General features: G+C 67.7%; 13 protein-coding genes. 4 read left to right on the top strand and 9 right to left on the bottom strand.

Annotated features, from left to right (window positions below; genetic code table 11):
* Positions 1 to 5 precede the first annotated feature (5 nt).
* The 3 genes from hflX to KA712_18960 all read right to left on the bottom strand — a co-directional run bounded on the left by hflX (position 6) and on the right by KA712_18960 (position 5689).
* Positions 6 to 1700, bottom strand: coding sequence for a GTPase HflX (gene hflX / locus KA712_18970; protein ID MCG5055052.1), 1695 nt, complete (start codon positions 1698 to 1700; stop codon positions 6 to 8).
* The gene (locus KA712_18965) at positions 1697 to 4594 is read right to left on the bottom strand and encodes a response regulator (GenBank protein ID MCG5055051.1); all 2898 of its coding nucleotides are present in this window, start codon (positions 4592 to 4594) and stop codon (positions 1697 to 1699) included. The genes hflX and KA712_18965 overlap by 4 nt, the downstream gene beginning before the upstream one ends.
* 96 nt (positions 4595 to 4690) lie before the next feature.
* Positions 4691 to 5689 carry a 3-methyl-2-oxobutanoate dehydrogenase gene (locus tag KA712_18960; protein ID MCG5055050.1) on the bottom strand — a complete coding sequence of 333 codons (999 nt, stop codon included), beginning with the start codon at positions 5687 to 5689 and terminating at the stop codon, positions 4691 to 4693.
* Between the two features lie 252 nt (positions 5690 to 5941).
* Between KA712_18960 and KA712_18955 the strand changes: the two genes are divergently transcribed.
* The 3 genes from KA712_18955 to gpmA all read left to right on the top strand — a co-directional run bounded on the left by KA712_18955 (position 5942) and on the right by gpmA (position 7781).
* Positions 5942 to 6391 (top strand): DUF4178 domain-containing protein, encoded by a 450-nt coding sequence (locus KA712_18955; GenBank protein ID MCG5055049.1) that lies wholly within the window; start codon positions 5942 to 5944, stop codon positions 6389 to 6391.
* On the top strand, positions 6388 to 6924 hold the full coding sequence (locus KA712_18950; GenBank protein MCG5055048.1) for a hypothetical protein: 537 nt from the start codon (positions 6388 to 6390) through the stop codon (positions 6922 to 6924). Before KA712_18955 ends, KA712_18950 begins: the two co-directional genes overlap by 4 nt.
* Before the next feature lie 110 nt (positions 6925 to 7034).
* Positions 7035 to 7781, top strand: coding sequence for a 2,3-diphosphoglycerate-dependent phosphoglycerate mutase (gpmA, locus tag KA712_18945; protein MCG5055047.1), 747 nt, complete (start codon positions 7035 to 7037; stop codon positions 7779 to 7781).
* A gap of 118 nt (positions 7782 to 7899) precedes the next feature.
* Here the strand turns inward: gpmA and KA712_18940 are convergent, their stop codons facing one another.
* Together KA712_18940 and KA712_18935 are read right to left on the bottom strand one after the other, a co-directional pair.
* Positions 7900 to 8550, bottom strand: coding sequence for a hypothetical protein (locus KA712_18940; GenBank protein ID MCG5055046.1), 651 nt, complete (start codon positions 8548 to 8550; stop codon positions 7900 to 7902).
* 149 nt (positions 8551 to 8699) lie between these two features.
* Positions 8700 to 9227, bottom strand: coding sequence for a J domain-containing protein (locus tag KA712_18935; protein MCG5055045.1), 528 nt, complete (start codon positions 9225 to 9227; stop codon positions 8700 to 8702).
* A 100-nt stretch (positions 9228 to 9327) separates the two neighbouring features.
* On the opposite strand from KA712_18935, the gene bioA reads away from it, so the two are divergent.
* Positions 9328 to 10611, top strand: a complete 1284-nt coding sequence (gene bioA, locus KA712_18930) for an adenosylmethionine--8-amino-7-oxononanoate transaminase (protein MCG5055044.1) — start codon at positions 9328 to 9330, stop codon at positions 10609 to 10611.
* 48 nt (positions 10612 to 10659) lie between these two features.
* Here bioA and KA712_18925 read toward each other — a convergent pair whose 3' ends face one another.
* The 4 genes from KA712_18925 to KA712_18910 all read right to left on the bottom strand — a co-directional run bounded on the left by KA712_18925 (position 10660) and on the right by KA712_18910 (position 13694).
* The gene (locus KA712_18925) at positions 10660 to 11082 is read right to left on the bottom strand and encodes a 23S rRNA (pseudouridine(1915)-N(3))-methyltransferase RlmH (GenBank protein MCG5055043.1); all 423 of its coding nucleotides are present in this window, start codon (positions 11080 to 11082) and stop codon (positions 10660 to 10662) included.
* Positions 11079 to 11816 (bottom strand): ribosome silencing factor, encoded by a 738-nt coding sequence (gene rsfS / locus KA712_18920; protein MCG5055042.1) that lies wholly within the window; start codon positions 11814 to 11816, stop codon positions 11079 to 11081. Before rsfS ends, KA712_18925 begins: the two co-directional genes overlap by 4 nt.
* 34 nt (positions 11817 to 11850) lie before the next feature.
* Positions 11851 to 12732 (bottom strand): hypothetical protein, encoded by an 882-nt coding sequence (locus tag KA712_18915; GenBank protein ID MCG5055041.1) that lies wholly within the window; start codon positions 12730 to 12732, stop codon positions 11851 to 11853.
* A gap of 83 nt (positions 12733 to 12815) precedes the next feature.
* Positions 12816 to 13694: a hypothetical protein gene (locus KA712_18910; protein ID MCG5055040.1), complete on the bottom strand. Its 879-nt coding sequence runs from the start codon at positions 13692 to 13694 to the stop codon at positions 12816 to 12818.
* Between the last annotated feature and the right edge of the window lie 26 nt (positions 13695 to 13720).

Here is a 13720-nt window from a genome sequence, read left to right as displayed (position 1 = left end):
CGAGATCAAGGCGGCGGCGGCACCGCTTGGGCCATCGCACCCGCCCAGAGCTTGGCCTCGATGGCCTCGAGCAGGGGGCGTGCCGTCTCGGGCTCGAGCGCCGAGATCCCGACGACGCCTGTCAGCTGCGACACCACGTCCCGCGCCTCCGGTGTAAGCCGATCCCGCTTGTTGAACACCATGAGCCTTGGTGTTTCCCCGTAGCCGAGCTCTCCCAGAATGCGCTCGACCGCGGCGATTTGCTGCTCTCGCTTGTCGTCGGAGGCGTCGACCACATGAAGCAAGAGATCGGCCTCGGCGAGCTCCTCCAGCGTGGCGCGAAAGGCGCGGGCGAGATCCTGGGGCAAGTCGCGAATGAACCCCACGGTATCCGCGATGATGATCTCACGCTCCCGGGGGAAGCGCAGCCGCCGCGTGGTGGGATCGAGGGTGGCGAAGAGCTTGTCTTCAGCCAACACGTCGCTTTGCGTGAGCGCGTTGAGAAGGGTGGACTTGCCCGCGTTGGTGTACCCCACGATTGCCACGACGGGCAGCCCACGCTCCGTGCGTACCTGCCGCCGCGCGATGCGCTGCTGGCCGTACTTGTCGATCTCTTGTTCCAGGCGGTGAATGCGCTCGCGTGCACGCCGCCGGTTGATCTCGAGCTTCGTTTCGCCCGGACCGCGGCCACCGATCCCGCCCGTGAGGCGGCTCATCATGGTGTCCTTCTCCTGGAGGCGAGGCAGCATGTACTTGAGCTGCGCGAGCTCGACCTGGAGCTTGCCGTCCCGGCTCTTCGCGCGCTGGGCGAAGATGTCGAGGATGAGCATGGTGCGATCGATGACCTTGATGTCCGTGAAGGCACCGATGGCGTGGGCCTGACCGGGGGTCAGCTCGGGATCGAAGACGAGCACGCTTGCATCGACTTGCATGCCACGGACGAGAACGTCTTCCAGCTTGCCTCGGCCCACGAGGTACTTGGGATCGGCTTCGGCACGCCGCTGCGTCACCACGCCCCGCACCTCCACGCCCGCCGTACGACAGAGTTCTTCCAGCTCGGCTTGGCGCTGAGACAGGGTCATGCTGGACCCGTCGCGGTGAAGCTTGCGGCCAGCCTCCACGATGACGAGCAACGCCCGATCCTGGCCCGTGGTGCTGCGGCTGCTGGGCGCGACGCGCTCGAATTCGCTTTCCAGCGCGGTGACGAGCGCTTCGGCGTCGATCTGGGTGCGATGGAAGGGGGTGGCCGGTAACACCTGCCAGGGGGTCTGATCGGCCTCGGTGGGGGGCAGAAGGTGTGCCAGATGCAGGTCGGCGGGACGTCCGTCGTTGGTCACGCCGATGGCGGCCACGAGGTCCAGGCGCAGAAGGGCCAAGTCCACCAAGTCGTCGCGTGAAAGCGGTTCGTTGCGCAGGTGTGTGTGAACGAGGCGCAAGCCCCGGAACCGGCCCCGTCCCGCGCGGAGACGCCCGAAGTCGGGCAGCATCAGCTTCGAGGCATCGCCCACGAAGACGTGTTCGATGTCGCCGCGGCGGTTGGCCAGCAAGCCCACCTGCCGCTGCATGTCACGGGACAGCTTGCAGACATAGCCCGCAAGCTCATCGGTGACAACCTCGTGGGGAGGAATGTGGCGACGGTAGATTCGTTCGAGGGCGCCGAGTTCGCTGGCCTTGAGGCCCGCGAGATGCCCGGTAAGACCGCGAGCGCTTTCGCGACTCAGCTCGCGCCCCCTTCCCCTGTGGCGTCGATGATGATGGGTGTTTCGACGTCTTCGGGTTCAACGGGCTCTTGCCCCACCGCTTCGAGACCCGTGGCCGTGCTGTGCTCCTGCACGGGCGAAACGACCGAGGAGACTGCCCCCTGGGCCAGTCCGCGCTCTTCGAGCAGAGACAAGGCCACGGCCAGGGCTCGTTTGGCCTTGTCGATGGTCTTGTCGTCGCTGCGCATGCGCTGGTACGAGCGCATGATCTGCTCTTCGTATTGCGTGTTCTTGTTTTCCACCTCGAGCAGCTTGAGGTTGGCCTGAGAGAGCTTGACCTCGCGATCGCGGAGGTCGGCGCGGGCGGCGTCGAGGTCGGCTTCGAGACCTCCCATGCGCCGGTGTGCCTCTGAAAGCTCTTCCGTGCGAGCTGCCAAGTCTCCCTCGGCCCGGGCCACGCGGGCGAGGGCATCGTCCATCTCCGCCCGGTGGCGTTCGGCGGCTTGGGTCTTTTGCTCGAAGTGGCGGCGGTCCATCTCCGCCACCTGGGAATTGTGCTGCTCGTCGCGAATCTGAAGGTCGCCGCGGCGGCGGTTTTCTGCCGCATCCAGCTCGACCTTGAATCGCATGTCCGCGTCCGCGAGCTCTCGTTGGCGGCGCTCCTCGGCAGCACGCAGCTCGTCTTCCTGGCGGCGCCGCATGCCGAGGATCTCGTTGCGGTGGTCGCGCTCTTTGGCGTCGAGTGCGGTCTGGTGGGCCTCCCGCTCGGCGGCGAGCTGCAGCGTGTGCTCTTCCTTGAGGGACGCCACGGACTTGTCGTGGTCCTTGCGCAGGCGGACGAGCTCGCCCTGCAGGCGATCGTCGAGCGCAGCGAGGTCATCAGCCGCCTTACGCTGCGTGCTCTCCAGCTCGGCCGCGTGGGCCACCCGCATGCGGCTGAGGGCGTCGTGGTGCTCTTGCTCGAGGGCGCCCTCGGCATGAGCCCGCTCTTCGGCTGCCTGAGCGAGCTCGTTGCGGTGCGTGTCCTCCATCTCGAGGATCCGGCCCTCGAGTTCTCCGCGAAGCCGATCCATCTCGGTCCGGAGCCGCTCTTCGGTGGCGGCGCCGCGCTTTTTCAGCGTTTCGACTTCGTCGTGGGCCTTTTGAATCTCGACGTGGGCATCGTCGAGCCGTGCCTTGAGGGCCTTTTCGCGCTCGACCCCTTTTTGTTTGTCAGAGGTGACCGCTTCGACCCGCTCGTTGGCCTCCATCAAGGCTCGCTCGAGGGCGAGATTCTTGTCCTCCATGTCGCGCCGGGCGCGTTCGTTTTCCCGGATGCGATCCTTGTGGTCGAGGATCTGCCGCTCTTTGCCGTCGAGTTGATCGCGCAGGTCGAGCAGGTCGCGCTCTTTTTTGTTGATCACCTCGCGCAGGCTCAGGATCTCGCGGTCGCGTGCCGAACCGGGGGCTTGTGGACGGCTCTTGATGTCGTCCACCTCGCGCGAGAGTTGGTCGCGCTCCGCGATCACGCGATCACGATCGAGGCGCAGCTCGTGAAGCTCCGCCTTGACCGCCTCGTGAGCCGCGCGCTCCTCCCGGAGCGCTTCGAGCTCGCTCTCGGCGGCAGCCAGCTGGTTCCGGAGGGGCTCCCATTGCTGGCGAAGAGGTTCGAGCGCTGCAAGCTCGTCCCGCAGACGCGCCGCTTCGTCCGAGGAGGCGAGCTCGGAGGTTTGGGGGACGTACCCGAGCGGCGCGTCCGGGAAGATCGGGGCAAGTTCGCCTCCGGACTCGTCCGCCGCGGCGGGGCCGGGGTCGGCGCCCTGGGAGTCTGACAACGCAAAGCCTGGCAGCTCGAAGGCGGGGTACGCGGGGCTTGCCTCGCCCGGGGCGGCCTCCATCGCCAGGATGGGTCCGCCCGTGGGTTCGTCGTCGTCGTCGTCGAAGGGCGACGGAGGACGGGGGAGGGAGGGGGGCAGAGGCGTGGCAGGCCGCGACGTGGGCACCCGGCTCGCCGCATCCACGGACGATCCCTCGAAACCCGAAAACTCGGCCTCGGCGCCTACGTCGACCTCGTCAGGGCCCAAGGCCCGTGTGGGCATTTGGGTGGCTGCGAAGAGATTTCCGCCATCGAGTGCGCCGCCCGCGCGGGTCGCGGACTCGGAGAGCTTCGCCAGGGCGTCCTCGACTTCGTCCTCCCGCAAGTCGTCTTCGGGTTCAGGTTGCGCGTTCCACGACGAAGCGCCGCCACTGCCCCAGGGCGCGGGACCGGGCGCCGCTGCCGAGGCTTCCCGTTGAATGGCGGCGAATGCTGCGTCCGTTTCGGCGTCGAAGACATCGAGGGCGCCGGCATCCAGCGCCCGCGTAGCACCTGGCGAAAAGTCTCCGCCTTCGTAGTCTTCGGCCTCCATCACAACCTCGGCCGTGTTGCCTTCGGGATCGTCTTCCACGATGTCTCCGTCGCCGATGGGGATCTCCTCGAGCACGTCCGATGAGAGCAGCAGATCGTCGTCGTCACCCTCGCCCATGGCCACGACGTCGCTCTTGCCGAATCCGCCCGCCTCGTCCAACGCGAACACCTCCGACACCTTGTCGACCAGCTCCTGGGGCGAAAACGGTTTCACGAGGTACTCGTTCGCTTTCACCTTCAGCTTGCGGTGCTGCTCGAGCTGTTGAGGCGTCTCTTCGCCCGAGATCAGGATGAGGGGAATGTCCTTCAGCTCCGGACTTCGCTTGAACTTGTTGCAGATGGCATAGCCCACCTTGCGTGGTTCCACCGAAACGATGACGAGGCTGGGCTGGTGCTGGCGGCCCCAAGCCACGGCCTCTTCGCCGTTGGTGATGTTCGTGATCTGGAACCCGTGGGATGCGAGAGCTTCCCGGATGGTCGCCAGAGTCGCTTCGTCGGGCTCTACACAGAGGAGGGTGCGATCAGCCATCGTAGGACTTGCGAGCGTACTACGGATTCGGGGCCGATCCTAGGTCCATGCCGCCCTGTGGTCATCGGGGAGCGGCGCTCGCTGGCGGGGCTTGGGTCAGTGACCGCCCCGCGGGCCGTGACGCGCCACCTCACCTTCGAGGTCCGCCCGTTGCTCTTCCAGATGCCAGGGGACCGTGGCAAACACATCCTCGAAGAGGCTTCCGAGGGGCGGGCGCGCGGGGACCGCTTCGGCCTCGGCCAGCGCCTCGGCAAAGCGACGCTCGAAGGCGTCCCGGAACGCACGATCCTGGCTCTCCGACCACAAATGCCGCGATTCCAGGAACTTGCGAAACCGCACGATGGGGTCGTGTTGGGTCCAGGCGCGGGGCTCGTCGGGGTCGCGGTAGGCGCTGGGATCGTCCGAGGTGCTGTGGGCGCCCATGCGGTAGGTGCGCGCCTCGATGAGCGTGGGACCCAAGCCCGCCCGCGCCCGGTCCGCCGCCTCGCGGGTGACTGCCACGAGAGCCAGCACGTCATTGCCATCCACCAAGACGCCAGGCATGCCGTAGGCCACTGCCTTTTGGGCCAGCGTGGGGGTGGCGGTTTGCCCCTGTCGGGGGGTGGAAATGGCCCAGCCGTTGTTCCGGCACAAGAACAGCACGGGGGCCTTGTCCACGGCCGCCATGTTGCAAGCTACGTGAAACGCGCCCGTGGAGGTGGCGCCATCGCCGAAGTATACGAGGGAAACGTCGTCGCGGCCGAGCCGGCGGGCGCCCATGGCGATCCCCACGGCCTGAGGAATCTGCGTGCCCACGGGCGAGCTGATCGAGACGTAATTCAGCGCCCGAATGCTGTGGTGAACGGGCATCTGCCGGCCGCGGACGGGATCTTCCGCGTTCCCGAACAGCTGGCAGAGAAACGTGCGCAGCGGGTAGCCGCGGAAGAAGGCAGCCCCCACCTCGCGATAGCAGGGATAGATCCAGTCCGCGTCCCGCAGCGCATAGGTCGGCCCGATGTGGGTGGCCTCTTCCCCGGTAGCGGTCAGGTAAAACCCGATGCGGCCCTGGCGCTGGAATTTGAGTAGACGTTCGTCCACCAGGCGCACGTTCAGCATGCCCTCGTAGAGGCGCTTCAGATCCGCATCCGGGATCTCGGGCAGCGGCCCAAGGGGCTGACCGTCGTCGTCCAAGACCTGTCGGAGGGGAAGCTTCACCCGGGCATTGTAGCCGCCCGCTCTGCGCCGGGCGACCCCTCTGAGGCCGAACCCTGCCGCGTTGCTCTCGTCCCGCGCCGCACGATGATCGATTTGGCTTGATCGGCGGCGCGAACGACGGCAGGAGACTAGGGATCGAGGATGACATCGCACATGAAACTGCAAGTCCGGGACATCGTGAGCCATGCGGGGCGCGACTGGGTGGTGGAAGGCATTTTGACGTACAAGCTGGGGAACCGAACGCTGCCGCTCGCCCGGGTGGCGGACGGCTCGGCCGTTCGCTTCGTGGAGCCGCTGCTCGACGACCTGGACGACCGCGTGCTGATGATGGCCGAGGTGGATGACCTCGATACGGAAACGCCGCCCCCGCAGACCATCTCGTATCAGGGCAAAAGTTACGTGCCGCGTTTTTCGGGCGCAGCCACGGTGGCGCTGGAAGGCCGGGTGCCGGGGCGTTCCACGGGGGCCTGTGAGCTGTGGCGCTACAGGGCTGCCGGTGACGTTTTCCTGCAGATCGAGCGCTGGCCCGACCGGGTCGTGGTGCTCGCGGGCGAGTCGATTCACAAGGGCATGATCGACGTGCTTCCGGGCTCCGGCACGTGAACGCGGGCGGCGCGCGGGAGTTCGCGATGACGATGGACCAGCCGGCGCGGGCCATGACCGCCGCCGTGCTCGTGCTTTTGGTCGTGGCTCTGGCGCCGCTGTGGTTCTTCTTTTTCGCTTTTCCCCAGGCGGAGCGCCTTCACGTTGCCGTGACGGCCAGCACTGTGGTGGTGGTGGCCGCCTTGGTGTTGTCGTGGGCCATGGCGCCCGTGGCGGCCGTTTTGTCGCCAACCGATTTGCTGATCCGCCGGCGCGCTATGCGGCCGAAGCGGTTCCCGCGAGCGTCTTTCACATCCGCCTCCGAGGCGCCCCGCCGCCTGGGTCTTCGGGTAGCCGGGGTGGGTGGTTTCTTCGGCAGCTTCGGGCTCTTCTGGGCTTCCGGGGGAACGGGCGTTTACTGGTTGTACACGGCCCGGGTGAAGGCGGCCCCAGGGGCGCAGCTCGCCCGGCGGCGTGGCAAGCCGCTCGTTGTCGTTCCCGACGAGGGCGCTGCGTTTCTCGCTGCCGTGCGCGACTGGCTGGCTCGGCCCTGAGGGGGGGGCCCCGGGGCCGGGGCCGCGCAGGAAAATGCGCGCGGGCGGCTTCATCCCGGTCGGTGGTCGTGCTAAGTCCGGAGCTTCACTCGAGGAAGGAACGCTCACTCATGTACAAGCTGGTGCTGCTGCGTCACGGCGAAAGCACGTGGAACAACGAAAACCGATTCACCGGGTGGACCGACGTGGATCTTTCGGAAAAAGGCCTCGAGGAGGCCCGCGCGGCCGGACGCCTCTTCAAAAAAGAGGGCTACGCCTTCGACGTCGCCTTCACCTCGGTGCTCAAGCGCGCCATTCGCACGCTGTGGCTGGCTCTCGACGAGATGGACCAGATGTGGTTGCCCGTGCATCGCTCGTTCCGCTTGAACGAACGCCACTACGGAAACCTGCAGGGCCTGAACAAGGCCGAAATGGCCGCCCAGTTCGGCGATGAGCAGGTCAAGGTTTGGCGACGCAGCTACGACGTGCCGCCACCGCCTCTCGAGGCCGACGACCCGCGTGCGCCCGGCCAGGACCCGCGTTATGCGAGCTTGCTGCCAGAGCAGCTCCCGCTCACGGAGTGCCTGAAGGACACCGTGGATCGCGTGCTGCCTTACTGGTACGAGACCATCGCGCCCACGATTCGTTCGGGCAAGCGCGTCCTCATCGCTGCCCACGGCAACAGCTTGCGGGCCCTGGTCAAGCACCTCGACAAGATGTCGGAGGAAGCGATCGTGGGCCTGAACATCCCCACGGCGACGCCGCTGGTCTACGAACTCGACAAGGACCTGCGCCCGCTCAAGCGCTACTACCTGGGTGACCAGGACGCGATCGCCAAGGCGATGGAAGCCGTGGCAAACCAGGGCAAAGCCAAGTAAGCGGCTGAGCTTCCTCTCACACGCCGGGACCCGTGCTGCGGGCGCCCGGCGTTTTTGTTGGTCTCGCGTGTGTCTCCGCCGCCCTGGCGTGCGCGGCGTGAGGCGCGCTCTGCTTGCGCTAGTAGGGGGCGGCCTGCACTGCCGCTTCGAGTGCGTCCACAAAGCGCGCGAAGCAGGCACCCTCGGCATCCAGTGCCGCGCGCAGGCGCAGGTCGGCGTCGGGCAGCTTGGCGCTGAGGGCCGCCTGCATCTCTTCGAGGTGCCGGTCTTCGTCGCGCATGATGGGCGCCACGCTCACGGGCGAGTTCGCCGCCCGCAGCTCGGCTTCGTAAAGAGGGTAGAAGGCCTGGGCGCGGACTTCGATGACGGCGCTCGTCAGGATGTAGTTGCTCTCGGCGCGCTCGGCGTCCGGTAGGGTGCCAAGGAGGCGCTCCGCCACGTGGTCGACCTCCTGGAAGTAGCGTTCGGCGTCGTCGCCTGCCAACGTTTCGGTGCCGGAGAAGGTGGTCACGGCCGCCCCTCCTGCCTTGGCGAGGGCCACCGCCGCTTTTTTGAGCCGCAGCACGTGAATGGACTCGTCCACGATGTGCTGCACCCCGTCCAGATCCAACAGCTCCGCGCGGCGGCTCTTCAGCATCTTTCGCACGCCCACGTATTCGAGCCGCGCCAAGGTGTTGAGCATGCGCGCGTGCAGGGCCGGGTTCGCCACGATGGCCTTCAACAACCCCGCTAGGCGTTGTGCGGTCGGGTCGGCCTGCAGCGCTGCCACGTGAGTTCTCATCGGTCCCGAAAACTACGCAGTTCAGGGGTCCGGCGCAAGCCGGCGCCCCGACCAACCCTGTTCCCCCGGCCGAATGCCTGGACGGACCTCGTGGGGAGCCCTCGCGGCGGCGCCTCGCTGTCGTGGGTCACAGGGGCTCAGGTCCGGGGCCGCAGCCGTGTTTCCAGCGTTTTGTACGCGTCGGTGAGCTTCTGCGCCAACTGGTGGGCCGCCTTCTCTTTTTCGGGAGAGCCCGCGTGCCGGTCGGGATGATACTTGCGCATCATCTTGCGGTATTGCTGTTTGACCTGCGTGAAATCGGTGCCGGGCTTGAGCTCGAGCGCGGCATAGGCGCGGGCCACTGCGACGGCGTCGGGGGTCTTGCCATGCGACGCACTCCGCGCGCTGCCTGTCTCGGGGCGCGGGGGGGGCGGGGCGCTGGCTCGGGCCCTGGCGCTGGCCTGGCGGGCTCGATCCTCGATCTCGCGCTCCAACCGGCGCCGGTCGAGCTCCGCTTCGAGCTCGGCCTCGGAAAACGCGTCGAGACCATCGTCGCTTGCCGAGGAGGCCCGTTGCCGGGAGCGTTCGTCGTCCGCTTCGTCGTCTTCGCCGAGGCGAGCGGCTTTGTCGAGCAGTGAATTGAGCTCGGTGCGGGCGAGGTCGAACAGGCGACGTCCGATGGACATGAGCCCAGCGAGTCTAGCGGCAAGGCTGCCCGCCTGCATCTTTCGGACTGGGGTCACTCCCGGCTGCGAGGGGCAAGCGGGGAAGGTACGCTTGGCCCGCATGAGCCTTCCGAAACCGTCTGCCGCCGCCCTGCTTGCTGGCGATGCCTCGTGCGTATGGCATCCCTACACCCGCCACGGCATCGACACCGAACCGCTTGCCGTCGTGGCCGCGGACGGCGCGATCCTGCACCTTGCGGACGGCCGACGGTTGATCGACGGCATTTCTTCGTGGTGGGCCAGTGTGCACGGCCACGGCCACCCCGCGCTGATCGCCGCCCTGCAGAAGCAGGCGCGCATCCTCGACCACGTGCTGTTCGCGGGCGCCACCCACCCCCCCGCCGTGGAGTTGGCGCAGCGGCTCGTGGGCCTGGCCCCCTCCGGGCTTTCCCGCGTGTTTTTCTCCGACGACGGCTCGACCGCCGTCGAGGTGGCGTTGAAGATGGCCTACCATGCCTGGCTGCTGCGGGGTCAACCCCACCGCAAGGTCTTCGTGGCGCTCACGAATGCGTATCATGGTGACACCTTCGGGGCGATGTCCGTGGGCGATCCGATGCCCTACTTCGACGCTTACGGTCCTTTGCTCTTCGAGGTACATCGGGTGGCGCCCGAGGCGGGGGCGCTTGCGGGCGTGCTGGAGGCGCTGGGTGACCGCGTGGCGGCTCTCATCGTGGAGCCCTTGCTTCAGGCCGCGGGAGGGTTTCACATTCATCCTCCGGCCTTCCTCCAGGCGGCACGGGCGCTGTGCGATCAAGCCGGCATCTTTTTGATCGCCGACGAGGTGGCCACGGGGTTCGGCCGCACCGGTGCGATGTTTGCGTGCGACAAAGCAGGCTTGCGGCCCGACTTTCTCTGCGTGGCCAAGGCCCTGACGAACGGCATGGCGTCGCTGGCGGCCACTTTGACCACCGAGCAAATGTTCCGCGCGTTCGCCCAGGTGGAGCCCCTGCGCTTTTTTCCCCACGGACACACGATGACCGCAAACCCGATCGCCTGCGCGGTGGCGTCCGCTTCACTGCAGCTCATGGCTGACGACGATGTCGTGGGCCGGCTCGAACACATCGGGCACAGGATTTACGAAGCCGTGTCCTCGTTGGCTGCGGAGGCACACGTTGAAGACGTGCGGCGTATCGGGGGCGTGGTCGCCATCGAGCTTGCACCCGAGCCGTCCGGGCAAGGCGCCGCGCGTGCGCTGCGCCTCCGCCGCGCCGCCGAGGCTCAGGGCGTTTTGCTGCGGCCGATGGGCGACGTGCTTTACGCGTGGCCGCCGGCCTGTACCACCGACGAACAGGTGGAGATCATCGCCCGTGGCTTGGCTTCCCAGGTCGCCGCCGCGAAACCGTGACCGGCGTATACGCCCGAGGTGCCCCCCAGGGCGCGGCCGCCGAGGTCGTCACTTGTCGTAAGGTTCCCCGCGCAGGCGGGAGACGCAGCGGTAGAGCTGCTCACAAAGCAGCACGCGGGCCAGCCGATGGGGCAGGGTCAAGGGCGAGAGGGACACCCGCCGGTGCGCGGCCGCCCGCGTGGCGTCGCCGAGACCCTCGGCGCCCCCGATGAGAAACACCAGCGCCCGCGTGCCGTGCAGCATGTGCTTTTCGAGATACTTGGTGAATACCTCGGTGGTCCATCCTTCACCGGACGGATCCAGGGCGATGATTTCGCTGCCGGGCCCCACGCTGGCGGCCAGCGCGGCATCGTCCGCGACCTCCTGGACCTCCACGGGCAGATGCCGCTTCACCCGCTCGAGGTACTCGCGGCACAGGTCCTCCATGCGACGGTCGCGCATTTTGCCGACCGCGCGAACGAGGATCTTCACGGCTGGACGTAGAGCGCGTCGGCCTGGAAGTTCATCGCTTCGGGAGGCACGTTCTTCAAGGTGACGCGCGGGGCGCCCACCCACAGGCCTTCGATGTCGTAGACCTCACGGATGGGGTGGTAGAAGATGTGGAGGATCATGTCGCCGAAATCGAGCAGGGTCCACCGCCCGTTGCTCGTGCCCTCGCGGCCCACCAACGTGTAGCCGTTCTTTTTCATGACCTGGCAGACGTGGTCGGCGATGGCTTCGACTTGCCGGTCGCTGCGCCCGCTCACCACGCCGATGTAGTCCGTGTAGCTTGCCTGGCTGGATACGTCGATGAGCACGGGCCCGAGCGCCTTTTTGTCCAGCGCCGACTCAATCGCGAGCTCCGCGCCGACCCGCGCGAGGGCACGGCGCTCGCGGTCGCGTTCGCTCTCGGTGGCCAGCTCCGTGACCGCGGCCGCTGCCCGGGCGGGCTTCGCGGCTTTGCCGTTGCCGGCAGGCTCTTTACGCTTCGCCTTCGAGGCCGTCGCGCCCTTGATGGGCTTTGCCGCCTTGGAAACGCTGACCTTGGAAGCGCTGGCTTTGCCTGCCCCGCTCTTGCTCCTGGTTTTGCCTTTGCCGGCGGCGCCCGCCGCAGCCCGGGCCGTGGCCGAGGTTTGTAGCTTGACGCGCCCTTCGGACTTTGTGGCTCCGGCGCCGCGGGCCGATGTTCGAGACGAGGGGCTTTTCTTGGCGGATTTCGTGGTCACTCCCGGCCCATGCTACCAGACCCCACAGGCTCACTCAATTCCCCGGTCCGTCCGGCTTCGGGGCGTCCGGTGGGGAGGACTCCGCACCGGGCTCGGGGCCCTCCAGCTTGGCGGCAGCTTTTTGCCAGGCGGTCTCGAAGCGGGGAATCAGAACATCCAGGTATCCATTGCCGAGCGCGGCGATCTGGGCTTCCACGGCTTCGGCCGCTTTGTCGAGCCAGCGCCTCTCCGCGGCCTCGCCGAGCTCCACATCGACGTCTTCGAAAGTGGCTTCCGTGTTGCCACGGGTCATCACCCAGCGCTGCGCGAGGGCGGTGAGCCGTTCACCCGCCCAACGCGGGGCTTGCAAAAGCGAGCGCCCGAGAGTGCGCGTGCCGTCCTTGAAGATCGATACGAATGTGTCGCGGTGGGTTTGTCCGACCGCTTCGTGGATGGCCTTGCGAAGCGCGGCCGCGCGGGTGCGATCGAGGGCCGGGCCTACGTGCAGGCGGGCGCAGTAGTGATCGAAGAGCAACCCTGCTTGAAAGTTGCTGGCGGCATCGTCGGCACCGCGGCCGATGGCGAGCAGCGCGAAGAACTTGCGCCACGCCAGCTTGATCGCCACCAAGGTGGCGGCCGTCACGGTGATGTGGCGCCAACGCGAGCCATCTTTGGCCTCGGCGAGCACCTCGGCCGCTCCGGCCGGCAAGCCCACGCGGCGGCGATCGGCCACGCGCATGAAGAGCCCCGCCCGCACGCGTACCGCCACGAGATCGTCCAACACCGGAAGCGGCACGGCGCCGCTCAGCGCGGTGGAGAGCAGCGCGCGGCGGATGATGAGGCCGCGGTTTTCCGTGAGATGTGCGTAGCGGCCCGGGGCCAGCTGGTTGTGAACGGGTTCGGCCGTAACCACTTCGGGGGGGTGCGTGTCGCTCATGAATCGCCTTCCGTGGGGGCGGCCGTGGGCCTGCCGTTGTCGCCTCTTCGGAGAGCTTAGCGCACGGGACGCGCCCCGCGCGGTTAGGGTCGGTCGGGGAGTAGGGCGCGCTCTTCCAGGACGGTGCGTTGGCCGATCCGCAGAGGTTCGGCCTCCTCGGGCATGACGATGGGCGGGACTTGGCCCAATTTTTCGACTTTCAGCTGAACGCGTAGCTCGCCTTGGAGCTGCGGCCCGCCGGAGGGCGCCGCTGAGAAGCGACCCTCCAGTTTGGCTTCCAGCAAAAAGGGGCCGCGTCCGTTGTGCCCCGGAGCGAACACGAGTCGGCCTTCGAGGGCCAGGGGGCGGGCCGTCTGCCGCCAGGCCGAAAGCGGGCTGGCAGCCACGGGTGCCCCCTGCCGCCCGGTGGCGGTGGGTGAAAAGGTGACCCGCGCGGTCAACGTGTCGAACCCGGCAGGGTGGCGGGCGCGGGTGCTTTCGCTCACCTCCACCTGGGCATGGCTACCCAGCACTTCCCACAGCGCCATCGGTCCCCCGAGGGCTTGATCGCGCACGCGGCTCGGCTCGGGCGGGCGCACGTCCCGCTTGATGAGCTTGCCATAGCGCAGCTTCACGGCGATCTCGGGCCCGGTAAACACCACCAGGCGCCCGCCATCGGCGTCGTTCTCTTCGTCGAGCTCGTAGTGTCCCTGGGCGTCGACGTCGAGGCGCGTGCCGGTGGTCACGGCCTGTGGGCCTCGCGTGCCCGTCCCTGTGGGGGTGAGGCGGAACGAGGTCTGCGCCTCCACGCGCCCGCCGCCTTGGGCCACGAGTGCCTCGGCGAGCGCCTGGGGCGCAAGCACCTGGGCTACGTCGAAGGTCCCGGTGGGCGCCTGGGCGCGGGGCCCGCGGGGGCCGCAGGCGGCGCTGGCCACGAGGAGCGCCAAGACGGCCAGCGGCCTCGGTAGGACGCGAGTGAACATGGGCGCCGTTTTAGCAGCATGTCGGG

The sequence above is a fragment of the Myxococcales bacterium genome (assembly GCA_022184915.1).
Taxonomy (GTDB): domain Bacteria; phylum Myxococcota_A; class Polyangia; order Fen-1088; family Fen-1088; genus JAGTJU01.
Note: the sequence above shows the minus strand (reverse complement) of the source record. Positions and strands in the feature narration are given on the sequence as shown.

What these genes read in the sequence shown, in the direction of transcription:
- KA712_18965 (MCG5055051.1), bottom strand. Translation starts at nt 4,594, where the DNA reads ATGGCTGATCGCACCCTCCTCTGTGTAGAGCCCGACGAAGCGACTCTG.
- KA712_18960 (MCG5055050.1), bottom strand. Translation starts at nt 5,689, where the DNA reads ATGCTGAACGTGCGCCTGGTGGACGAACGTCTACTCAAATTCCAGCGC.
- KA712_18955 (MCG5055049.1), top strand. Translation starts at nt 5,942, where the DNA reads ATGAAACTGCAAGTCCGGGACATCGTGAGCCATGCGGGGCGCGACTGG.
- gpmA (MCG5055047.1), top strand. Translation starts at nt 7,035, where the DNA reads ATGTACAAGCTGGTGCTGCTGCGTCACGGCGAAAGCACGTGGAACAAC.
- KA712_18935 (MCG5055045.1), bottom strand. Translation starts at nt 9,227, where the DNA reads ATGTCCATCGGACGTCGCCTGTTCGACCTCGCCCGCACCGAGCTCAAT.
- bioA (MCG5055044.1), top strand. Translation starts at nt 9,328, where the DNA reads ATGAGCCTTCCGAAACCGTCTGCCGCCGCCCTGCTTGCTGGCGATGCC.
- KA712_18915 (MCG5055041.1), bottom strand. Translation starts at nt 12,732, where the DNA reads ATGAGCGACACGCACCCCCCCGAAGTGGTTACGGCCGAACCCGTTCAC.
- KA712_18910 (MCG5055040.1), bottom strand. Translation starts at nt 13,694, where the DNA reads ATGTTCACTCGCGTCCTACCGAGGCCGCTGGCCGTCTTGGCGCTCCTC.